The following is a 23,740-nucleotide window of genomic DNA, read 5'->3' as shown; positions in this document are numbered from 1 at the left end:
TGGTCGGAAAGATCACCAGATTGGTGCTGCGGGTCGGGACGAAGGGACCGGAACAGGGTGCCGTGAAGCCCGGCTCTTCTAAAATCTATACGCTCGTTGTAGGCTCTGCTTGAACTGGTGTAAATCGCCCGATGTAACGATGGCTAGGGTGAGGTATCTTGACATTAGCTCGTATACGAAATTATTGAATTGCTGGCGGAAGATAGTGGGGGTATACATGCAGAATCTTGGGGACATTATCTGACACTCATCACAATTTTCGGCCGACCAGGCGCTGGCAAAACGACGCTAGGCAACGAGGTGGCGGTGCGGCTCGGCTTCACACATATGGCACTAGGCGCCATGTTGCGGGACGTTGACGTCCTTAAGCAGATTGGGATCGAGCCCGAGGAGATGGAGCGCGCGAGGGCGAGCGGACGCACTGTTACCAACCGCAGACTTTACCCATGGCTGGATGCGCAGATTCGTGGAACCGACAGGGTTGTGATAGACGGCTACCCGCGTGCGAGGAATTCGATCTCTTCGTTTGATCGTCTCGTGCGTTCCTTGCCGACGTCCCGTATTGTGAGCGCAATCGTTCTTGATTGCTCTGTAGATGTTAGCCACCCGCGCCTCCATAGCAGAGGGAGGGCAGACGACGACGGACGCATTCCACTTCGAGACCGCGAGTTCGAATTGGTGCAACGCCCGCTGCTGAACCTGCTGCCGAACCGGGTACGGCGTCTGGACCTCGACGCCTCGCGGCCGACTAGTGAGCTTTTCACTGAGGTCCGGCACGCGCTGGGCCTCAATGCGACGACCTCGACTGCCTAAATGGCCAAGATACCGAGGAGGGGCCCGGCCTCAGTCGAGACGTCGCGTGTGATTGAGATGATGCTCATGTCGCCGGAGCACGAGCAGGTCAAGACCGGCCTGCAACGCGCCTGCGAGATCCTTGAAGGCGGTCAGGCCTTTTTAGATTACACCTTCCTCAACTCTAGTCTGCTTGCACACCTCGTTTCGCCCGAAATCCGCGTTCGACGTTGGTCCTACAAGCTGGTCGCCCTGCTCAAGGACCGTCGATACCTCTCGCAGCTCGAGAACGCGCTACTTGGCTTCGAAGCAGACCTGGAGAACCGTGGCTGGGCGTCTGCCGCCTATTCCGGTTTGGCGGATGAGACTCGTAAATCGCAGCTAACGGCCCGCCTCACCGACTACAAGGGGACCTCGCTCGAACTCGCAGCCAAGCTTTACGCAAGAGGCGAACCGGCAAGAGACGACCTCAACCTCGCGGGTTGGGAGCGCGAGCCGCTAGCTCGCAAGTGGCTTTGCCTTCTATGCGGCTACGCTCGCGAGAACCCGCGCACTATTGACCAGCGCTTCGCCGATCTAGACCTCGTCCGCAACTCGGTAGGAGATGACGACATAGAAGTGGTGGAATATAGCATCTGGGCAGAGCACCGGCACCCGGACGGCTCGTTCCGGCACCTGTTACGGCGCCCCGACGAACTGCTTGCCTTCCCCAATGTTCGGCGCTGGCTATATCGGCTGCTCACGAAGGACGAGACAGCAGCGCTCAGCAACCTCGATCTCCTTACTGAAAGGATGGTCCCCTCAAACGAGACGTCCGAGGTGGCCCGTGAGGGCCTTGCGCTAGGTCTGGCTGACCTCCACCTTTTCGAGCGGCGGGTCCAGACATTCGACTGGTTTGGAGGTGAACCCAGTCCCAGGGTGCGTCTTGCCCTGGTAGACCATCTGGCCCTCTTGGCCAGCAAGTACCAGGACAGTACGGCGCGCGACGTGCTGATCGCGGAATACACTCGCTACGGCCCGCGGACTCTGGTCGGCGCCAAAATCCTATCCATCGCCCGGCCGGAGTGGGGATTGGCAAGAATCCAACTTAACACGCAAAACCCGCCACTCGTGTCGTCTGCGCCGGACCTCTTCCAATCCAGCTCGCAGCAGGTCATCATCGTCAACCACGTCGAGAAAATGGAGTTCAACATGGGTACCAAGATAACACAATCGGGAACAGGCAATTCGATGGCTGGTGTTGCCGGCGGTGACATTGTCGAATCCACGATAAGCGCGCTCAACCGGCAGGCTGATGCTAACTTCAAGGAGCTGACGCCACTAATTGAGACATTCATGCGGGCACTTGCCTCAAGCAAGGTCGCGGAAGATGAAAAGGGGTCAGCCGTCAGGGCGATCGAGGACGTGGCGAAAGCCACGGGCGAGGACAAGAAGAACCGGCTCCAAACGCTGATGGCAGTGGTGCGCGGCATGATGGGCCTGCCCGGGATGGCAGCTGACGCTGTCGAGGGAGGCGAAAAGCTCGTTCACGCCATTCAGCACGCTGTTGGCTGATGACAGATCCCCTTCGAATTTACCTCTCGGGTAGCATCAAGAAGGGCGCGGCCGACACGCGCTCGAGCGACCACTTCTGGACGAGGGAAGACGAGGAGTTTATTCGCCAGAACGCCGGCCGGCCAGTCGAGCTTCTCAATCCTTCCAAAACTGACATACGCCGCCAGGATTTCGCGATGAATTTCGGCTGCGACCTGCATCTTGTCTCGATCAGTGATGTTGTGCTGGTCGATGCCAGACTGGAGAAGGGGATTGGTGTAGGCGCCGAGATGATGTTCGCGGTCCAACATGGAATTCCGGTTATCACGTGGTCGCCACCTGACATGCACTACCGAAGGCTTAAGGTTGCTGACCTGTTCGGTGAGGATCTGCACGATTGGACTCATCCCTTCGTTTTCGGTCTATCCAACCACGTTGTCGACGACCTGGGTTCGGCCATGGCCATTATTAGGTCGGGGGTGCTTGAACATGCTGAGCCCCGCCGTGGACAGGTGGATACTCTGATCAAGCGTTACCGTGACAGTATAAGCCATCCTAAAAACACCGTCCGCGATCGATTCGTTGATATCGGCGGCGGGGTTTTCCACGACGTGCTCGGCGGCGGGGACGAGCAGGAGGTCATCGCCGGCGCTACGCGTCACCGGTTCATGGACGTCCTTTACCTACCTACTCGAACCGACGAGTTACCACGCGAGGCGATGTTTGCGGTCAACCGGTGGCGCGAGCGCCGACTGGCAGATAGGCCACTACAATATAATTCGCGGGTACGACGTCTAGCGGCGGCGGCGGTTCGCGCGCTGCCGGTAAGTCGACAAGTTCTGGAGATAGGCTGCGGCAAGTTTCCGCTCCTAGATGACGTCGAGTGCCGGTCATGGACTGGGCTGGAGACCGATCCCGAGGCTGTTCTTCATCTGCAGGCCCGCGGCCTCCGTGTCGCCGCTTCAGTCGACGAAGTATGTCCGGAGGACCTGCAGGTCGACATGGTCGTCGCACTGTTTAGTATGCAGTTCGCCATAGAGGCTGAGGAACTGGCATTATTCGGCCAACTACCGCCCGAAGCCGTGATAATGTTCAATCTGCCGACTCGGGACCTGTCGCTGGTCGAACGTAGACTCTTCCGGCTAAGGCACCTCGGACTTGCAACAAATTGGCTCGATCTGCAGGCTACTGGCACCTGGGACGGTATCATCCTGGCCGGCCGCCCGACGGCCGGCGAGCGCCTGGTCCTCGTCAGTGAGGCCGTGCTGGAGCAGGTGATCGCGCAATGGCCCTCCGGCGCGCAGAACTTTGCGTGGTTGGAACCAGAACAGGCTATCGCGCCTCGCAGAAAAATGCGATAGTCTCTACATGGCATATGTTGGCGGCAAGGGGAACTGTTTCACGCGCGTGATTGGCGCCATGCCGAGGCATACTGTCTATATCGAGACGCACCTCGGCGGCGGCGCAGTCATGCGCGCCAAGCGACCGGCACCCCGCCAGATTGGCATCGATGCCGACGAGCGGGTGATCGCGTGTTGGCGCGAGCGGGGTGCCCCATGTGAACTGGTTCATGGCGATGCCATCGCCTTCTTGAAGCAGTTCCAGTTCACCGGGGGTGAGTTGGTCTACGCGGACCCGCCCTATCCCGCCGAGGTCCGCAGCGGGAGCTATCGATACCGGCACGACTATCGGGAGGAGGACCACGCCGAGTTGCTGGAATTGCTGGCCAGCCTCAGCTGTCACGTGCTGATATCCGGGCAGCCATCCAGGCTCTACAATGAAAAACTTATCGCGTGGAGATGCATGGAGTTCGGCTCAGGTGGACGGCGCGGCGGACGGCGCGAACTGCTCTGGGCAAACTTCTCGGAACCATTGACGCTGCACGAACCCGCAAAAGCTGGAGCGACCTTTCGCGATCGTGAGCGCTCCAAGCGGCGCCTATCCACTATCCAACGCAAAGTCGAGCGGATGGGAGCCGCCGAGCGCACTTTGTTTGTCGAGTGGTTGGCCGCCACGTACCCCGGGCATGTCAAGCGCTTGGAGAACGAGATCGCATGATCGGCGCATCCGCCCATCTCGACGTGCTGACACGTGCGGGATTTCTGCACGGCGGTGTCCCGGTAGAGGGCATGATCACACCCGGCACCCACCTCCGATCCGACCCACGCGCCGGCCGGTACGCATTTCTCTTCGATAGAAAGCGCTTTCCATTTGCTGTCGAGGGCGTCTTTAAGAGCGGAGGCGCACCGGTTATGATCTTCGTTGATGGTAGCGTCGGTGCCTTCGATGACCAGGCGGCTATTGGCTGGCATCGTGTTGCGTGGAACGTTGGGCTGGCACCCCTTCTGTGGATCAGCCTACCGGGCCGAGTTGTAATTCTCGACAACTATCGCAAGCCCTCGGGCCGCCTCGCTGACGTCGTGGTCGCAGAGTTCAGGACAGAAACGCCATCGGGGATATCCGAGTTAGTGTCCTGCTGCGGCCGGCTCGCCTTCGATACGGGGGCATTCTGGTCTTCCGACCTTGCTCGTCGCATCGACCGCCAGCAGAGGGTGGACGCGACGCTTCTGCGCGAGCTAATTGCCGTGGAGCGTAAGCTGCTCGGCGCCGATCTTGAGCCGCTACTCGCTCAAAAACTGATCGGCCGCACCATCTTCTCGCAATACCTAGTTGATCGGGGGCTCTTTCAGGTCAAAAAACTTAGAAGCCTGTTCGGGCACAAAAACTTGAGCGAGACGCTCCGTGATCCGGAGGCAGCAGCTGGCCTCTTTGACTGGTTGCGCGCCACATTTAATGGAGACCTGTTTCCGCCCGACGTCGAGAACGAGTGCGCTCAAGTGCGTGCGGAGCATCTCACCACGCTCGCAGATTTCCTGGACGGTCATGAGGCTGCCACTGGTCAGCTTAGCGCCTTCCCCTTCCGCTTCGACTACATACCGGTCGAGTTGATCTCGTCGATCTACGAACAATTTGCTCACTCAATCGCGGGCAGCTCTGCGATCACCCAAGGGCTGCATTACACTCCAGTTAATCTCGTCGATCTAACCCTTGACAACGTTATGGCTGATCTTCCCGGCACGGCGAAGGTCCTTGATCCGGCATGCGGGTCGGGGGTCTTTCTCGTAGAAGCCATGCGGCGACTGGTCTGGCTGCGCACGCGCGAGGAACCCAATTCGCGTCGGCTCGTGCGTGACGTCCTGCACAACCAGATTTTTGGAGTGGACATTAACGCCGGCGCGTTACAGGTAGCCGCTTTTAGTCTCTATCTGGCGGCCCTGGAGCTTGATCCGTCCCTGGAGCTCGATCCGGACCTGCAAGCGGAGGATCTCAGCTGGCTGAAGTTTGACCACCTAATCGGACGCAACCTGATCAACTCGAGCTTCTTTGAGGTGAAAGGTCTTTGGGAACACCATTTCGACGTCGTAGTCGGAAACCCACCATGGACTTATGGCGGCGCAGCTGCAGCAAGAGAACGACCGGGACAGTCATCCTTCGTGCAGCCGCGTCGCTCGCCCGACTGGAGCTTCCTATGGCACGCCCGCCAAATCGCGGCGCCCGGCGCCCGGATGGCGCTTCTCATGAAGGCGACCCCGTTCTTCAGCAAGGAACGCCTCGCTGTTGAGGCGCGCCGACTGCTGCTGTCCAGTTTCAGCGACGTCACTCTAATCAACCTGTCCCACCTGCGGGGAGAGGGTTTATTCCCAGCCTTGGCCGCGACGACCGATGGCCCAAGGAAGAGTAATGCAGGTCCCGCTCTCCTTTTCCGAGGCACTTCCAAACCGGCGTCGAACGATGAGACCATCACCATAGCCAATGTGCCGTGGACGGCCAATTTCCGCCGCCACGGGGTACTCGGCTTGTCGATAGACGACTTCTGTCAGTTTCGGGCCGCGGCCGTATCGGCCGATCCCGTGCTTTTCAAAGCGGCAGTCTTCTGCAACGATCGAGAATATGAGGTTATGGAGTGGTTCCAGACTACTCCGCGACTCACCCGTCTAGGTCAGTGGACCGCCGCGAATGGCATTGGGATGGAGCAGGGCCTTCAGATTGGCGGTGGTGACGAGGGTAACACAAGCACACTGGTTGGCTTGCCATTCTTGGACGCAGGGGCTTACAGGCCGATTAAGTTGGCGCCGCGCGCCCCCCTTTTCGCCCTCAAGCAGGCTCATCGACCAAGAGAACGCCGAATCTATCGGGCGCCTCTTGTAATCTGCCCGGAAGCGGCGTTTGCTCGCTCGATACAGAAGGGCCGATACTCTGCCGCGGTCGCGGACAATGACTTGGTCTACACGGACTCCTTCGTGGGCATCTCCTTTGTGGGCCGCGATCGACTGCTAGCCGAAGCATTGGCGCTGATCCTAAATTCTAAAGTAACCGCATTTCTTCTGACCTTTGGAGGATCAAATATCGGTTTAAAGCAGCCGAAGATCGAGAAAATCGACCTTGAGGCGCTCGCAATACCAAATCTTTCGGGGTTGCCTCCTGATCAACTTCATCGAATGAGCGCGATTTTCAGGTCGCTGACTGGAAAACACAACGACCCGATACTCGAGGCCGCGGATGAAGCTGTGATGGACGCTTATGGGCTTTCCAGCCACGATCGACGAGTCGTCGAGGGAACGCTGGCCCGCAGCAGACCAGTACTCCTCGACTCCCGAGAGGAACGCCAGATTGAGGCGAGCGAGATTTCGGTTCATCTGCTTCAGGAATACGGCAGCGAGATTGCCCACTGGCTTGACACAGCTCTGCGCGAGAGCAGTTCAGCGAGGACCGTAGTAAGCCGAGGGGTGCGCGTTTCGCGTGACGTCGTTGCGCTCAGGTTGGTGCTGGAAAGCGGTCCTGTCCGGCCGCTCGGACCATTCGCCATAGCCGAGCCAGATCTCTTTGAGCTGCAGCTCTTTGGCGAGGGCTTAGCCGACCCTGCCGCACGGCAGTGCAGGACTGGCCGAAGCATGAGAGTATACGCGGGAGACGCGATCTACATCGTGAAGCCCAACGAGCGGCGTCATTGGACTATATCCGACGCGCAGAGCGACTTACGAAAAATACTAAGCGACCTCGGTTCATATCAAGTCCAGGGGGGGGCGAGTCCTATCACCCTGTGGACAAGAAAGAAAAACACGAAGGATAACCTTGTCCTCCACTGATCTCGGGCCAATTCATCCTCCGTGCGAGGCACAGTTGAGCATTGGTGCGATTTTGAGGCCGTCTGGAGATACTCGGTGTTGACGCGCCTGGTCGCAATGACCGGGTAAAACTCTCGGCTGGCGCGGCTCGCTGGAACAACGAGACGGCTACCCCGCGATCCGCAGCCAGTGTATCACGGCTCACTTTTCGCGCCTCAGGAGTTTGTATGACCGCGCTTGTTGTCTTCGATACTTGCACAAGATCGCAATACTACGCAGACGTGCATCAACTCCTAGCGCTACCGTCGGGCACGATCCTGCGCTACGACTATCAGGAGAAGTATTTCAGCCCCGAGGCATTCGCATATTTGCGTGAGCTGAAAGAGACAGACTGCCCCATCGACATCATCCTGTTCTATGGACAGTTCAACGACTATGCGAAAGGGGCCGCCGACCCAAAAGGAAAGCTCCTCGATCCCGCCAACTCCGTTCTTATCCCGACGCGATATGCCAGACTGCGCAATGTCGCCGTGGAAGAGCGCATTGGCGGCGATGGTGGGTCACGCACCATCGTCTATTTCCATATGGAGCTTTCCGGTTTTCCAGACCCTGATTCCCCAGCTATTCGGCCGTTGCTGGACATGCTGGCGGACAAGAAGGAATTGCCCTTCGATAAATGGGTCGCCCTGGCACCGGAGGGGGCCGATCTCTCGGCTTTCCGCCGGGAAGGCGTGGAGCTCTGGGGCAAAGTGGTCGACCGATTAGCGGATACGCCGTCGCAGTTCCATGGGGACGTGTTCTGGCGCATTGACCACCTAGAGAAGGAAACCTATTTGGGGCGGAAAGCCATCCTGCCACAGCCTCGTGCTAGCAATCGTTTCGGCCAGCAGGACTACGCCTCTGACTATCAACTTAATCCGTTGTCCAGCTATCGGGTGACGCTATCGAGCTTCGTTCCTGCGGTCGAAGGCAAGGACCTTCCGGACGGAGCGGTGGTAACGATCAAGGCGGATGACGCCGAGCATCTGACGATCCCTGAGCCGAAACAGGAATTCCGGCGCAACGCCTCAAGCCAGTTCAAGATAGGCGTCAAGTCGGTGACGGACATCGCACCGCGCTATATCAAGCTCTCACTCAAAACCGAGGTTCCTGACCTTAAATCGCCCTACACGCCGGGCTCTCTTGCTGAAATCAGCCTAGTAACGTCCATTGGAGGATATCGCGTCGCAGGCCTTCTGGGTCTTGCAGTCCCCGGCGTGGTGCTCGGAATCTGGGCAGCGGCCTTATTCAGGGCTGGCAATATCCCATGGGGTATGCTGGTGGGCGCAGCCGGCGTACTGCTGGTGTTTTTCAGCGTCGCTTTGTTCTCGGGCCGGATCAAGCTGCCGGGGGGCGGCAAAGACTAGCTCGCCATCTTCGACAGCGGGATCGTCGACACGCCGCGCAGGTCGGGATTGACGATGCGCTGCCGCCTGCGCCATTCGGCAAGCGCGTCAGCGACTGGGATGGAGCGGGCAGGAGGAGGCACGTCGATACCGGCGCTCGTGCGCAGCGCATCAGTGCAGGCGTCCGAGACGGAGCCGAAATAGTGGGCCACACAATTGGCGGCCGTGGCGCGGAACGGGATTCCAATCAGCTTGCAGGCTTGGCGAAAAGCCCGGATCGCAACTGCCGGGTCGGTATCGTAACCGGCGAAGTCCCTGACACGGACCGTATTGTCCGCCCGGATCACGTCGATGGCGCGCTGAAATACTGTGCCGGAGAAGAGTTGCGTTGGAAAGTGCAGCGACGGCCTTGAGCCATGCACTCGTGTGAACAGCGCTCGCTTGCCGCCCCCGGCGCGGTGGGCCAGGTTGAGCCGGTCATATTGCGTCGCGTTGCCGCCCCATCCGCCGGTGGTCGTCATGCCGAGAACTGGCTGGCCGAAGGTCCCTTCGAGATGTTCAATGATCTCGGGGGAGAAGCACAGCGAAGCGATCAGCTTGCCCATCCCATGTGCTGCGTAGGGCGGGAGAAGCATGCACACGCTGATATTGTAGATCGACTTGAGCGCTTTGTTGCGCAGATCGATCGCAACTTGGTTCTTGCGGCGTTGCCCCTCGATGGTCTCAAAAAGCTCGGGCCAGCCGAGGTAAGCATCGCGAGCGCCGCCGAAATACATGGGCGACTTGAAGAGGATCGCGCCCATCAGACGTCTGGGCCGTGGCGTGCCGTCGAAGACGAGAACTTTGGTGTTGCGAAAGTTCCTGGTGTCGGCGGACATCGACTGTCCCCAGACGATGTAGTCGAAGAGCCGCGTGTCATCGGCTCTCGTACAGACGACGATTTCTGGCAGCACGTCGGAGAGATTGACGTCGAATGAGTCGAAGAACCCTTGGGGGAGTTTGGCCTCGAGCTGCGCAAGGAGCGCCTTTTGCCCTTTCAAACGGTTGGCCATGGCCGCTTCGCGTAGTTCAGCCGAACCTGGCGACGCGACCACTGGATCCCAGACGAATACCTTGAGACCGCCGACCGAGATCCGCGCGACATCGTCGCGGCCGAAGGCTTTGAGGTCGGATGCGAGGGCGTCTACAAAAGCTGCAACTGCCGAGACGCTGCCTGACTTCCCCTGCTCGTCGATGACGATGCTTCGATACACTGAATAACCCCCCGCTTCGTCAGATCAACGAAAGTGATCGCACCCGAGGGATGGTTGTATGCGACTGGCTGTGAATAGAGAATGGGGTTCGAGACAACCCATGCGAATGTCTTGGAGGTCACGCCGTCTGCTGCAACATATGGAGCGTGTCCTTTATGTTCGATCTCGTCCCGCTCCTCACAGGACAGCGCACCGGTTTCAATCAACGTGTCGAAATCAATGGGACCGATGGAGTCCTTGAGGTCACATTCGCCAATGATCAATCCCGACCCGGAACGGATAAGCGCCAGCCGCCCACGTATCTTGGTAGACGTGCCGCGGAGTTCCCACGTCTTGCGACCCATGAGGATCTGCGAGATCCACGGCTCGCGTATCATCAGGCCCCGATCTGGAAGCGCAGGGTCGGCCTGACGCTTGTGCCGTCCATTCAATTGCAGTGAGTCGCCAGTCCGTTTCATAGCTCAAGTATGGCATTGTTTTTTGGCGCGACCAATCCTCTAGAGTGGGCGTTTGGGCCCGAACTCAACCCTTTTCCAACGACACTGATAGGCCTAGCGCAGCTCGTCGGAGGCACGAACCTGCGATCCGAAAGTCGACTTTGCGCAGTCAGAGGTCTGAAGGTGCGAGTCTTCTTTCTGCTCTGTTTCAGCCACTGCTGATGCTTGCCGGAACTGCGGAATGGGTAGGACTATTGATGTCGAAACGCACACGCCCTCATGGAACGATGCTAGTTAAGCGCGCCCTCCCTCGAAAAAATCTCGGGATGGATCAGCCCGTCCCGGGCTGTCTCGGCAACATGGAAGCCTTCCGGCGGCCGCTGCCCTATCATCACAGCATCGATAATCAATGGAGACAGCCATGCGCAACCCACGGGACTTCGACGCCGAACTGAAGGCGCCGGAAGAAAAAGCGCGCGAGCTCAAAACGCGAAAGGTGCAGCAACTTGGCGAGCTGGTGATTGCCGCCGGCGCCGATCAACTCAGCACCGACGAACTGGCCGGCGCGCTGGTCGCAATCACTGAAACGAAAGACACCTCAAAGCGTGAAGCATGGGCCAAGCGTGGAGTGATGTTTTTCGAGAGCCGGTCCCGGCGAACTGCTCCGGCATCTGAGCGCAACAGCGCAACCGGGCAGCGCGCAATCGCCGGCAAGCGGCTCTGGCTCGCAATGACATGCGCACCTGGCAAGTCGAGCGCCGCAGGCGCACCCGGCAGCTCATCGAACTTGGCGGTCTCGTCGTTAAGGCAGGCATCGTTGATCTGACCAACGACGATCGCGCTACCATCCACGGCGCGCTGCTTTGGATCGCGGCCAAGCTTCGGAGCCATCAAGGCGAGCATGCTCGCAACCTATGGACCGGGAAGGGAACGCAAGTTTTCAATGCGGAACAGCATGAGGAGCAAATGTGCCAGCGATCGTGGCGGTGGTCGGCGCGAGTGGCGGGCGGCGCGAAGTCCCGAGCAGCGTAGCGCCGCCCGCGTTGGGCCAGCAGTCGATGCTGCGAGTAAAGATGTGGAATGTCTCTATTGGGACCCGAAGCCGGTGTGGCAGGTTTCGAAAGGCAGAGTGATAAAGCCGCCCCTTGAGACCGCAAATGGCATCCTTGGACGCTGTCGTACATTCACGATCAGCATGGCCCCCTTCCGATCGGCAGTGTTGAAAAGCAATCCTCATCGTCCGACGCCAGTGGTTGCCTGTTCGGCTTCGATCCGCATTTCAATTTCATGCGCCTCCGACACTCCCAAGCTGACTAGTCGGCCGAGCATGACGTCGACCCGTCCCCGTTCCGGATGATCGCGGCCGAGCAGAGATGGATCTGCCACCGCCGCCAGCTCAAACCATTGCGCAACCTTTCGCCCGACGCCGAGCGAGTGCCACATGGAAGGGTCGTTTCTGGTGGCATGGAGCCAGGTCTCGACCGCGAACAGGAGGAAATCCAGGTGCCGCGCCGTGGGTGCGACCGACAGGCTGTTCATCGTGCAAAGCGCAACGAACGCAGTCGGGCCGCCCGGCAGCAGCGGTCGTAGCGTGTCGAGAATTGGATCGACCCGATCGAATACTGCTGGGACCAGATAGCTCTGGGTGCCGGCGAATGGGTTGTAGAGGTTCATCAGCAGCTTCGCGATAACCGGCCCTGTGTTGTGATCGATCTGTAAATCCCCAGGCCGGTTGTCCCATGACCAGCGCACAAGTGCCTTCGTGCGCGTAACTAGGCGCCCGCGCAGCTCGCGTGCGCGATCGGCAGAGCGGCTCCTGTCGTTAAAATAGCAGACGTCGGCGGCGTGGATGAGCGTGTCCGCAACATCGCAGAACGAGCGGTCGGGAAGCTCAAGAAGAGGCAGCAGATGCTGCTCGAAACAGTCATGATCCGCATCCAGTAGCGCTGATGCGACTAGGATATAGAATTGGTGGTTCCAACGGTCCGGCGCCCGGTCCAACTCCGCGTTCGCCGGATAGCCATGGGCATTCGAACGTGCGGACCACGAAGCATAGGCGTCGATTACCTCCACGTACCAATCCGGCGTCGCACTTCTCTCGGCGTTCAGGAGGCTCAGCCACTCAGCGATACCCTGTGTGTCGACGTGGATCGACGCCTTCTCTGACTTCGGCTCGACACCATCCTCATTGCATTCAAGCTTGTGCGCTGGGTTGGCGGAGACCCTCACCCGCGGCCTGTTTCGCAAAGACGGCTTCTCTTCCGGAAGGACAGGCCAAGAGGGTTCGGGTCCGCCGTCGAGCCAGGCGATCTCCGCTGCGACCGCGTCTCGATTGAGACGCGCCTTCTCGACATCATAAATTTCGCGGTCCGCTGGATCCTCATCATAAGGTTGCCAACGCCAGCGGCGGCATGCGAACGCGATCCGGACGGTCGATTTGAGAAGTCGCGGATCAGTCTCATTGATGCGCGCAAGCGCGGCCATGAAGGCTGGCACGGCGGCGCGATCGCAGCGGGCAGCTGCTTCCACAAGCAGATTGCGATCTGCTGGGAGCCTGCGCCGATGCCAAAGGTGGATCAGCGCGCAGATTCCCATCCCAGGCCGGTTGAACTGCAGCATCTCTCTGGAGCCATAGGGATCTGTCTCTTCTTCGAGCGCCTTGGCAATGACAGCCCGGACCCACCCTTCATGCTGGTCCAGAAGGGTATCATCACCATCGCGTGCGACTAGCATGGCCGTCGCGATCAGACCTGTCGATCGCGACTTGAGATGGTCGGTGTCGCTGTCGTCGGGCAGATCGCCGGCGGCATAGTCCACCGCCTCGCGCGCGACCTCCGCCGAACCGTTGGCGGGATCATTCGTCGCAAGGTGAACCTTCGCTTCGACCGTACTCGAATGGACGAGCTTCAGCCGGCTCTCTTCGAGCTTCGCCAGATGTTCGGCTTCAGATGGCGGGGACTGGTATCCGAGTCCGCCATCGACCTCGACCCAATTGGCCTGGTCGAGCATGTTGAGGGCATAGGCCCCCATGAACGCGGCGTCTCCAAAGCTGGCATGATCGGCATAGGGCCCGATCTCCTCGACAGCCTTCCCAAGCAACGCACGAAGGCCGCGTCCAGCATCGTCATCGACCAGATAGTACGGAACGAGTTGTTCGAGCATCAGCCGGCGCGATGGACGCTTCGCCAGATCGGCCAGCTTCACCCGGCCGTTAGGCTCCTTCTGTCTCAACATCATGTGTCCGAACGCCTCATGGGTGGCGCGCGCGCGATCGTTGGCGAGCAAATCCGGGTTGGCCATGAAAGGGACGAGCGCGTCCCTCGTGCCAGGCCAATGGGATACGAGCGCATCAATCGCGATCAGAAGATAAGCCGCACAGCTGCCCTCCGGCCCAAGGATATCACTCAGAACGGCCTGAATGTCTTCGCCCTTGTCGAGCCGCTCCTGCGACCATGCTTCAAGCGTCATGAGTCCCGAGGCCGCGGAATATTCCTGTGCCTGATCGCGGGCCCAGAAATAGGTTTGAACCCAGGGAAAGAAGCGCGGCTTGCCGTCGACGACGATCGTGTAGCCGTTCGTTTCCCTTGTCTTCCCGTCGGCATGGAAGACCACGGCCGCCTCGACGAGCTTTCGAATGAGCGCCAGCCCGATGTCCGGCGTCACATCGAGCAGATCGAGGAAAGGCGGCTGTGCCGGCGAGGGCGGCATATAGTCGGTATCGGCGAAACTCAGGGCGCGGTCCATGGAATCGCGTCTCGATTTGCCACGGCGCGGCGGTTCGATCAGGCTGGCCTCGACGAGCGCGGCAAGCTCGGCGGGCGCGACGCCCGCCAGCGTTCGGCTGAATGGCCGGATCTCCTTGACCTTATAGCGATCGTTTTCGGCCGCCACCGCCGTGAGATAGGCTCTTGCCTCGTCCGGCGCGTTGGCCGCCAGCAATAGCGCCATGGCGCGAAGATCCTCGATCATCCGCTGGCGTGCTTGCCCTTCAAGTTCCACGGCATCTGATTGAGATGGGATACTGATCTGGGTCATGTGCAAGTCGAGCTGCATCAGCCATTTGAACAGCATCTTAGCTGCTGCCTGCCCGTATTCGGAGACACTCAACGCGAGGAAGAACTGAATCTCGATGAGTTTGACGACGGCCCCGATCGCCTGGATCGGTATCTCGACGGCATGGGCGAAGCACCACATCAGCACGGTTGGTGCCGATGGGGTCGCTGCCGCTCGCAACGAACTTGGCGGCACGGCCGGAAGCTCGGCGCTCTTTGCGGCGGCTCGCGAAAATAGCTCGGCGGCCGAGACCGTCTCCACTGCGGTGATCGCCGTGCAAAGCTCGATCAGCAGGGCACCGCCTTGAGCAAGCAACGCCGCGCTCCAGCGGTTCAGAAGCTCCGGGGAAAGCTCGGATCTAACGATCGCCATGAGCGCCTGGCGCCGCCACGCACCGTGCGCGCCTGGAGGCGACAGTGCGACCAGGAGAGCCTGCCAGGCCGAGCCGTCTTGCTCTTTTTCGAGCGCGAACCGGCCCGCGAACTCGATACCGCGCGCCAAGCGCGGCGAGGGCGGAACCGTGAGGTCCAGACCGGCAAGGAGCGCCAAGTCTTCGTGCAAGCGTGCGCCGATCGCCCAGTCGCGTAGCACGTCATGATAGAAGCCGAGGCGGTCGCGCTTCGGTTCGCTCAACGTCAGGCTGCGTAGCAAATAGTTGCGGGCCGGTGAATCGATGGACGCCTCGATTGTATCGAGGCCGGCAAGCGTTGCCGCAGCAAGCTCGGCTAGAAGGCGTTGGCCTGCGCGCACGAGCTCCGGCTTCGCGCCATCCGCGCTTTGCCACCAATGGTCGGCGAGTGCCGCCTCGGTGCGAATCTCAACCGTGCTCGGCACCTTGAGCAACTGGGTCAGGCGATAGAGGTTGCGGGCAATGCTGGCGGCTGGATGGCCCCGTGAGAGGAGCGCGCTCAGTTCCGGTGCGGCCGCGCTCAGAGCCGCAACTTCCTCGTCGTCGAGTTCGCCCACTAACACCTGATGTGGCGCGCCGAGCACAGCGAGCGCGTCTTCGGCGAGCCAGCTACTCCCCTCGACACCGACAGTGGGCCGGGTAGACACGACGACCGAGAAACCGTCTATCCCGGCGATCTCGCGAAGGACGTCATTGACAGTGCGGCGCCGCTCCTCCGAGGCGAACATTTCGAGCCCGTCGATGAAAAGGGTTCCGCCGCCGCCGGCGGCAAGGTCGCCGAGGAAATCCCTGGCAGTTCCTGGGACGTCGAGCCGTTGCGCGAGCGCCGCCCAGCCGCCATCGGGCGTTCCGATCGGATCAAGGACAATGACATGCGCCTCCCGTCCTTGCCGCTCGGCAAGATGGCGCAGCACATAGGATTTGCCGGCACCAGGTTTGCCCGTGATCTCGATGAACCGGTGCTTGTCACGGGCCGCTTCGACTGCCGCCAGCGCGCTCATGCGCGGCAGATTTATGCCGCCGACCGACGTGCCGATGTCCATCAGCGCGAAGCGAGACATTTCCGCCAGCCGGGCGCGCGCCAAGGCATAGTTGCGTGCGCCGGCCAGTCGGAAACCACGCGCCGCCAGCGCTGCGGGCAGTTCATCGCGGGTGATTGAACCTCCGGTCTTGCCGGTCAGGATGACAAATTCGATGAGATTGCTCCAAAGCGCCTTGGCGCGCGACGCGTCCTCAGGCGCGAGCACCTGCCCCGCGACCGTGAGCGCATGCGTCCGGGCCTGCGGGGCGCCGGACTCGAAGTCGAACTCCAGGATTAGAAATCGCCGGATAACGTTCCAAACGTCTTCGGCGTCGTCCGCCACGGCTTGGGCGACAAGATTGAAGCGAAAGGTCTCCGCGAAGCCGCGCATTGCATCGCTGCTGACGCCCTTGAGGGCTAGCCGCGCGAAGAACTGGGCCCCCGTCTTGGCCGTGCGCGCCCATTCGAGCACGTCCTGATAAGGACCGGAAATTGCAAAGCTGGTGCGCTGGGTTGCCACGGCGAATAGATGGCGGTCGGTCGGCTGGCTTTCGGGAGCGCTCCGCGCGACCTGGCCGCAGACGCTCTGGAAAACGCTGTCCTTCGGCGCAAAACTGATCGTGCGCTTCGACTGGATCTCAAGCAGCGAGTCGCCTTTATCCGATGCCCCATGAACGATCAGATCGTCCAGTGCGTAACCTTCGTCGACCCCCTGGAACTGCACCCGTTCGATCCGGGCGTCCGGCAGTCCGCGCGCTTCGCTGCCGGCCAGCATTTGAAGGAGATAATAGGCGCCCAGTTCGCCCTCAATATAGGTTCCGGCACCCCCGCGCCCGACCGGGCTGGAGCCGCTTTCCTCCTCCTTCGCTGGTTCCGTCGGCACCTGGTCCATCGTGCTCAATTGTTTAGTCCCGGCCCACATGCCGCTCCGTCGCCATATAGCGCGCGCATGATCTCAATTTGACTGGTTTCGGATAGCAATTCGAGTATCGCGTGCCTGGGGGCCTTGATTCTTGTGTGCGGGATCATACGGAATGAAAGTCGATTGGAAAGCATCTTCGGCCACGTCCGACCCATTTCCCACCGACGATCCAGACCCGCGCCACGAAAAGGTGGAAACCAATCGCATGTTAGGATTCGCCAATGCCGAACAGCGTCCACCTCATTCCCCGCAACCGTCTCTGTTGGATACCAAACGACTTGCGATTGGCCCACGAGTATTGCTTCTTCCTTCATGACGAGAGTGCCCGCCTCATGGTGGAGTATGAAGGCGAGGAGGCACATGTCGTAAGCTTCAAGTTCCGCAACAGAGCGGAAGCGAAAGCATTCAAGAAACACGCAGCTAAAGCCGACACTATCGCAGCGATGCGAGCGGGCGGATATGAGGCCGAAGCGCGAAAAGCCGTGTTAAATCAGATCACAATGGCGATGGTGTCTGATTGCCTGCATCATATCTATGAGTCGCTTCGATGCCTTGAAAAGCGAAAGATAATAGTGGCACTCAACCTGCTACGAAAGCCGCTTACCGATAATCTTCTATATCTCTCGTGGATGCTTGGCGACGAGAACGGTTTCTATCATTCCTTCACAACAAACAGCCCCCGAGGAATTACATCGAGTATATTGAAAAGAAAAAGAGTTGAAATTCTGTCGAGGGCACTAGCTATGACTGAGGTGGCTGAGGTTCTCGATGCCGAGTTTATTGATCGGGCGCTCTTCACACAGGCGAATCCATCAGGCTTTCAGAAGCTGTTCCAGCACGCAGTGCATCTCGTCACTGTGCAGCGAATTGAGCTTGAGACCACGCCCGAAAACTTCAATTTTATCTTCAAACGCCACACCGACGACGATTTGTACGAGCTGATCTATGACGTGCTCCCGCAAGTCCTTCTTTACCTTTCACATGTCATCTTCGGTCTGTTTGAGCGGATAGCCCTTCCCGATGACGGTGGCAAGAATGCCTTCTATGTTCGATCTATCCTTGGATTTTATCTGGTACAAGGAGAGGAGAATCAGTCCCATGCCACGAAGCGTTTGGCTGGCCTGACATGCGTGAAATGCCCTGATTGCCATTCGGCATTGAAGATTACGCCGCACAATGCAGCACGGCTTGTCCTTACTGAATCCTATCGTTGCGCTGGTTGCCGACGCGTCCAGCCCTTTCCTTTCTCTTGGATATTCTAAGCTCTATGAGCATCGAACGGCATAGCCGAGCGCGGCAGATCGAGCTTGGCCGGTCATTGACGAGCCGGCGAAAGATCTATCTCGATATGCGCTTTTGGATCATCGCGCGGGACACAGCGCTTGGTGTTCGCACGGAACCTGCCGCTCGCAAATTACTCCATCATCTTCGCCGGGGTGTTGCTAACGGCTGTTTGATCTGTCCAATCAGCGCCAGCATGTTCATTGAACTGATGAAGCAGCCTTACAGCCCGGGTCGCCGGATCGGAACCGCGCAGCTCATCGACGAGCTTAGCCTTGGTATCAGCATGATCCCGTCGCGGATCGTGATGGGTACCGAGATTCACTCGTTTCTGCTGCGCGCCAAAGGGGACACCGAGCTTTATCCCATGCAGGAACTGATATGGACCAAGGTCGCGTACGTCCTTGGTGACATATATCCTTCGTTGGCGGAGTTTTCCCCTGCCGAGGAGCTGACTATTCAGAAATCATTCTTCGACTATTTGTGGGCTCATTCGCTCAGCGATATGGTGAAGACAATGGGCGACAACATCCCGCCAGCAGACGGCTTTGCCGAACTGAGCCGGGAGACGAATGAGAAGAACGCAGAGCACAGGAATGAGCTTCGCAGCTTCGCCCAAACCTATGACATCGAGTTGAGGGGAGCCATCGAGATCGCGGGCGATGTGGCAGCGGATGCTGTCCATCAGCTTGCCGAAAAGGAGGCCAGACGCGAGTTACGAGCCACGCCAGAAGAACGCGCGAATTCGGTCAATATGTGCCGCAACCTGCTCTACCACGCGTTCAAGAAGCCGCAGACTAAAGACGCGCTGCGCTGCCTTCATATCGGCACGTCGCTCCACGCCGCTATGCGTTGGGACAAGGACCGCAAGTTCAAGCCTAACGACTACTACGATTTCGAGCACGCCACTGCCGCGCTGGGCTATTGCGATTCGTTTCTGACCGAAGGACCGCTCCACGACTTGGTGACGCGCCCACAGGTGAATTTAGAGGCCGTCAATGGCTGCCGCGTATTCTCAGATGTTGAAGCGGCGGCTGATTACGTCAGACAGCTGTCTTCTGCTGGTTGAAACGGGCTGTCCGAGACACCCGCTTCCTCGCTAATAAAAATACCGGGCTACGGTAGGATACTGGCTTCGGTCTTAGGATCGACAAAAGATCAGTCGTCGTAGTAGCTTAGCGAAGCATGGCGTGCAAAGACAAGCTATTGAAAGGACTGTCTAAATCGGCCTGGACCGCAGCCGCATGATCCCTTCTAGCGCGAAGCTCAAGGCGGTGAGAAACCAGACTCCCATGCGTCAACGTTCACGCTTCGTGCCTCGAAAGTCGCATAATTGGCAGTCTGGTGTGACGTCCGGAATTATTTGTCCTCGTGGGGGTCCGAGTCCAGAATTATCTGTCGTCGACCGGGCTGCTAAGTGGATGATATCCCTCCGCTTTCGCCCGAAGAGGTTACCAATGCCCTTCGGACAACAGGTTTACCAATGTGCCCCAACGACAATCAATTCCCGACTGGCCTTAAGGAGATGTTTTTCATTGAGCTTATGCGCCCCCGATTGGGAACCTACGGCTACCCAACATGCGGATTGGTAACCCCTCAGCGACAGGTTGGTAACCCTCAACGAGTGAGCGCCGCTCGCACCTCTCGGCGGGTTCGTTTCAGTTCTGCTGCGGTTAGCAGATGCCCGTCCGCACTGCGCATGGCCAACCCGACAAGACGGCTCTGCACGAGCGCCGAGACGACCCCGACGCCCGGCTTAATTCTGGACAGCGACAGATAATTCTGAACGGCACACTGGAATTTGCCGAGAACTGCCATCTCTTCGCGGCCTCAGATTGCGGTGAACCTGCCGGCATCGCCAAAAGTTGCGAACGGTTTCAACGGATCGGAGTGGCGCGATGTCAGAGCCGTTTCGCCATCCAGGCTATGCATTGTTCAAGGCGTTCCACCGTTTTGCCAACGAAGTTAGTGACCAACATTAAGTAATTGGGTTTGCCTATGGAAGCAGTGTGATGCGTGTGATCTCGCGCGGTCACCCGCGCTTCCGCCGAATTATCGGGTCAAGGACAGCAGCCGGCGCCACGCAAGCGCCGCGAGTCTAATCAAATTGCGCCATGAACCTCGCGGTCATAAAAATGTTAAGGGGGCGCAGTCTGAGCTTGACCCGCTGCCGCTATACGCTTCCAGCAGAACTTGATGTAATTGCGTTTGATGTAGCCTATAGCGTCAACGTCGTTTTCACGAGATGCCGTCAACAAGTCGGTTATTTCTAGCTGTAAGAGACGTACTGCATCTACCCAAATGTCGCGGGAAATGTCGTACCAAGCCCTCGCAGCTTTGAAATAGAGGTTATGCCACATTTCCAGAAACGTTCTGTTGCTCACGATGTCGCTGATGGCAAAATGTAACACATGATTTATTTGCCAATGTTCGTGCAGGTCAAAGATGTCGATCAGGCCTTGCGATCTCTGAAGTAGTGTTTCAAGGACGGCAACGTCCTCCGAGGTAACGTCTCTTCGTCGCATACGGCCAAACAGTTGAGCCATCTCGATCCGCAGTTCGAAGACCTCGCGCAATTGTGCGGGATCCAACGTCGTCACGAACGTTCCGATACCGTTCCTCACCTCTACCAGACCTTCAATCGAAAGGCGCTGTAGAGCTTCGCGCACCGGTGTCCGGCTCACGCTGAATTCGGCTGCGATTTCATTTTCCCGCAGGATGGCGCCCGGCCGATACTCCAGCAGGCATATGCGGTCTCTTAGCAAGTCGTGAATATCGGCGGCAGCTATCCTTCTACCTTCGTTCTCGTCAGCCATTACCATGCTCTTTTCCTAATGCTTTCCACCCCGCTTCAACCCTTCACCCTCGGCTTTGCGACGGTTACGATAGCCCTAGCGTTTCAGATTCAATCGGTCGCTCACCAAAGTGAGCGCTTCGTTCCAAGGATGAAACGAGTTTTTGTCCCGAAGATAGTCGAGGCCGAGTTGTGTGTAGGTGCCCGGTGTTGCGATTTCATCGGAAACCGTCTCCAGTGAAATATCCGGTCGAGCCAATGCATTGCCGGCCGCGCCGAGAATGTTGCCCGCCACAATCTGACGTGCTTGAGCTGGCGTGAGACCACGCTCGACGAACCAGGCCTCCAACGATCCGACGAAACGGTACATCCACCCAGAGAGACACGCACCGATCATCGAAAGTTCAATTTGTTTCTCGGTATCGAACACCAGAAGCTTGCCGGCTCTACCCAGCACTGCTTCGACCTCGGCGCAGCCTGGATAAATCGGGAGCAAACCATCTTGGAGAACGCCAATGTAGCTCGATGGCATTATTCGGATGATGGCCACGTCGTTTCCAATAGCGCTGCGTAGCTCGTCAACAGTGAGACCGGCTACAGCGGAAAGCAAAAGCTGCCCGGAGCGCAGCGCCAGCTTCGGCAGCGCGGATGGCAACTGTTCTGGCCGAACAGCCAGGAGCAACCAATCGGACTCGGCAAGCATGGCAGTATCGTCGGAGGCAACGGTACAGCCTTGCTCAGCCGCCAATCTCTCTGCTTTGGCGGGACTGTGAGGGGAAAGCAGAATGTGGCCTGTATATCCTCCATTCCGGAGGGCCGCTATGAAGTATGCGGCAAAGTCCCCAGTTCCAAGCACCCCGATCGTAGGCGTGTCCATGCGGTCTCCTTTTTGGCCTAAGTTATTTGCGCCAGCGTCAAGCCTCATATGCGCTCCGTTTCGCAACAGCTCCGCGAGGATCGATGTAGAAATTGCTCGCGGATGCCAGCCCACATCTGCCGCGGATTGGTGCGTTGATCGAAGTGCTTCAAAAAACTACTGCGGCTGCCTCATCGATCGACGTGTCGCACGCGCAAGGGCGTCCGCCGCAGAAGTAAAGCTTCGGACCAACTACGCTTTCGGAAGGGGCCATCGAACCTGCTATCGCTTTTTCGAGGTCTGTGATCGGAGACTCGGGAGATGGGCTCGCCCGGGCAGATTGGTAGACGGCGATTCTAACTTTTCATTCTTTGGATTGATGGATCATGAATAAAGGATGGTCCGAGGGTAATCGGTTAGGTACTCGAATCCTGTATCGGTCACCACGATCGAGTCGCCGATGCGACCGCCGAGTTTGCCGTCGACGGTAATGCCGCCATCTACGGCAAAAGTCATGCCTGCCTTGAGGACAGTTTTGTCACCGATCTTCAATTCAGGAGCCTCTAGGTAGGCAACGCCGATCGATCGCCCGGTCCGGTAGCCAGTCGTGTATCCGGCTGCGGCGTAAGCATCGTTTGCCGCCATGGCCACACTTTCGGCTGTGACACCAGCCCGCATGGAGCGCAAGGCGATTTGCTGAGCGTCGATTGCCGCTTGCTGCACTTTTACGGCTTCGTCGCTTGCTTCTTTCACAAAAAACATGCGGTCGAAGCCAAGCTTGTATTGCTTGAACTGGGCCATATTGCAGAAGCAGAAGTAGACTGGGTCACCCTTTTCGAGCAGCTTTGTATTCGAACGACGGTGGACCATTGAGGTGTCGGCGCCTGACTGCATGATTTGCAAGTTGTGAATTAATGGCGAGACGAACGCCTCCCAACCCCTCGCAGTGAGAAAGCCAGCCGCCTTCCTTGTGCCGGCCGCAATGACTGCAAGTGCCGATTCATATTCAGGCGCTCCGATCTCAAGCGACTGATGCGCGGCGGCCATCATGGCTCCCGCGATTTGCCCGGCTTGCTTCATGACATCGATTTCTGCCGCCGATTTGATCATCCGCAACTCTCCGAGCGTCGGGCAGATATTGTTCAGCGGAACGGAACCAAACTGTTCGTCGAGGAAGTTGCGCACGATCGCGGGAATGCTCCCACTTTCAACCCAAAGCGCATCGGGCGATTTGCCGATAGCGTCACGGAGAACATCTTCCCAACGGTTCGGACCGGAATCTGCCCAACCGCGAACGTTCTCGACCCAGGTCATCTTTGACACCATCTCGCTTTCCATCAGCGGCGTGATGACAGTGGGCTCCTCGTCCGGACGGACGAGGAGAAACGTGGGTCGGCCGAATTCGACCGAGAGGTAGCCCCAGAAGCCAGCAAGATAGGCGATGGAGCTCTCGTCGGTGAAAATGGCGAGCCCTATGCTTTGAGCTTTCAGGCGTTCCTGCAGGGCGCGTGTCCTCGCGCGTGCTTCTTCGAGCATCGTCAAATTCTCCGATCTTCATGTTGCGCAAGCAAGCTTACTTGCTCAACAAGGCCTTGCCTGCTTCGATAAGATGTACACACCCTCCACACTAAGGAGGCCCAGTCAAGAGAGAATTCGGGGTTCTTTAAGGAAAACGAGCTGCGTGACGGTTCAGCTATATATAGGCGCCAATCTCACTGGTGGCGGCGCCCGCTTCACTAAGCCAGGCAGTATCGGAGCGAGGTGAGGGAGCCGCCTCCGGTCTGCTACATCGCCTTTCGCGACGCAGCAGAAGCGGTGGTGACCATTACACCCTTTGCCGGTGGGGTGGGTCCGTGGCGACAGCGATGCTGATGAACA

General features: G+C 58.7%; 15 protein-coding genes and 1 pseudogene. 10 read left to right on the top strand and 6 right to left on the bottom strand.

All coding sequences use genetic code 11. The features are described from left to right. The first annotated feature begins 189 nt into the window (after positions 1-189). The 6 genes from O7A61_RS32555 (at position 190) to O7A61_RS05950 (ending at position 8,857) form a co-directional block, all read left to right on the top strand. Complete coding sequence (locus O7A61_RS32555; RefSeq protein WP_442921049.1) at positions 190-813, top strand: ATP-binding protein; 624 nt, start codon at positions 190-192, stop codon at positions 811-813. A gap of 48 nt (positions 814-861) precedes the next feature. Further along, positions 862-2,346 (top strand): hypothetical protein, encoded by a 1,485-nt coding sequence (locus O7A61_RS05970; protein WP_337128968.1) that lies wholly within the window; start codon positions 862-864, stop codon positions 2,344-2,346. Next, positions 2,346-3,686: a class I SAM-dependent methyltransferase gene (locus O7A61_RS05965; protein WP_337128967.1), complete on the top strand. Its 1,341-nt coding sequence runs from the start codon at positions 2,346-2,348 to the stop codon at positions 3,684-3,686. The genes O7A61_RS05970 and O7A61_RS05965 overlap by 1 nt, the downstream gene beginning before the upstream one ends. A gap of 7 nt (positions 3,687-3,693) precedes the next feature. Further along, complete coding sequence (locus tag O7A61_RS05960) at positions 3,694-4,383, top strand: DNA adenine methylase (protein ID WP_337128966.1); 690 nt, start codon at positions 3,694-3,696, stop codon at positions 4,381-4,383. Further along, the gene (locus tag O7A61_RS05955) at positions 4,380-7,472 is read left to right on the top strand and encodes an HsdM family class I SAM-dependent methyltransferase (protein ID WP_337128965.1); all 3,093 of its coding nucleotides are present in this window, start codon (positions 4,380-4,382) and stop codon (positions 7,470-7,472) included. Before O7A61_RS05960 ends, O7A61_RS05955 begins: the two co-directional genes overlap by 4 nt. Positions 7,473-7,678: 206 nt before the next feature. Next, entirely contained in the window at positions 7,679-8,857 is a 1,179-nt protein-coding gene (locus tag O7A61_RS05950; RefSeq protein ID WP_337128964.1) for a hypothetical protein, read from the top strand. Here the strand turns inward: O7A61_RS05950 and O7A61_RS05945 are convergent. Continuing rightward, positions 8,854-10,089, bottom strand: a complete 1,236-nt coding sequence (locus O7A61_RS05945) for a Druantia anti-phage system protein DruA (protein WP_337128963.1) — start codon at positions 10,087-10,089, stop codon at positions 8,854-8,856. The two genes, O7A61_RS05950 and O7A61_RS05945, sit on opposite strands and share 4 nt — an antisense overlap. Beyond that, on the bottom strand, positions 10,020-10,466 hold the full coding sequence (locus O7A61_RS05940; RefSeq protein WP_337128962.1) for an ASCH domain-containing protein: 447 nt from the start codon (positions 10,464-10,466) through the stop codon (positions 10,020-10,022). The genes O7A61_RS05945 and O7A61_RS05940 overlap by 70 nt, the downstream gene beginning before the upstream one ends. A 481-nt stretch (positions 10,467-10,947) precedes the next feature. Between O7A61_RS05940 and O7A61_RS05935 the strand changes: the two are divergent. Further along, positions 10,948-11,260 (top strand): annotated as a pseudogene (locus O7A61_RS05935) (conjugal transfer protein TraD). Between the two features lies 1 nt (position 11,261). Then, complete coding sequence (locus tag O7A61_RS05930; protein ID WP_337128961.1) at positions 11,262-11,558, top strand: conjugal transfer protein TraD; 297 nt, start codon at positions 11,262-11,264, stop codon at positions 11,556-11,558. 201 nt (positions 11,559-11,759) lie between these two features. Here the strand turns inward: O7A61_RS05930 and O7A61_RS05925 are convergent, their stop codons facing one another. Then, the gene (locus O7A61_RS05925; protein WP_337128960.1) at positions 11,760-16,910 is read right to left on the bottom strand and encodes a hypothetical protein; all 5,151 of its coding nucleotides are present in this window, start codon (positions 16,908-16,910) and stop codon (positions 11,760-11,762) included. Between the two features lie 242 nt (positions 16,911-17,152). Here O7A61_RS05925 and O7A61_RS05920 point away from each other — a divergent pair, with 242 nt between their 5' ends. After that, entirely contained in the window at positions 17,153-18,193 is a 1,041-nt protein-coding gene (locus O7A61_RS05920; RefSeq protein ID WP_337128959.1) for a hypothetical protein, read from the top strand. Between the two features lie 5 nt (positions 18,194-18,198). After that, positions 18,199-19,281, top strand: coding sequence for a hypothetical protein (locus O7A61_RS05915; RefSeq protein WP_337128958.1), 1,083 nt, complete (start codon positions 18,199-18,201; stop codon positions 19,279-19,281). A gap of 1,069 nt (positions 19,282-20,350) precedes the next feature. On the opposite strand, the gene O7A61_RS05910 is transcribed toward O7A61_RS05915, so the two are convergent. From O7A61_RS05910 to O7A61_RS05900, 3 genes are all read right to left on the bottom strand, one after another. Beyond that, positions 20,351-21,028 (bottom strand): GntR family transcriptional regulator, encoded by a 678-nt coding sequence (locus O7A61_RS05910; protein ID WP_337128957.1) that lies wholly within the window; start codon positions 21,026-21,028, stop codon positions 20,351-20,353. Positions 21,029-21,103: 75 nt separating this feature from the next. Further along, complete coding sequence (locus tag O7A61_RS05905; RefSeq protein WP_337128956.1) at positions 21,104-21,883, bottom strand: NAD(P)-binding domain-containing protein; 780 nt, start codon at positions 21,881-21,883, stop codon at positions 21,104-21,106. A gap of 363 nt (positions 21,884-22,246) precedes the next feature. Continuing rightward, the gene (locus O7A61_RS05900) at positions 22,247-23,398 is read right to left on the bottom strand and encodes a M24 family metallopeptidase (RefSeq protein WP_337128955.1); all 1,152 of its coding nucleotides are present in this window, start codon (positions 23,396-23,398) and stop codon (positions 22,247-22,249) included. Positions 23,399-23,740: the final 342 nt, after the last annotated feature.

Source organism: Mesorhizobium sp. Cs1321R2N1, assembly GCF_037179725.1.
In the GTDB taxonomy this organism is placed as follows: domain Bacteria; phylum Pseudomonadota; class Alphaproteobacteria; order Rhizobiales; family Rhizobiaceae; genus Mesorhizobium; species Mesorhizobium salmacidum.
The sequence above is the reverse complement of the archived record's forward strand: the minus strand, read 5'-3'. Positions and strand labels throughout refer to the sequence as shown.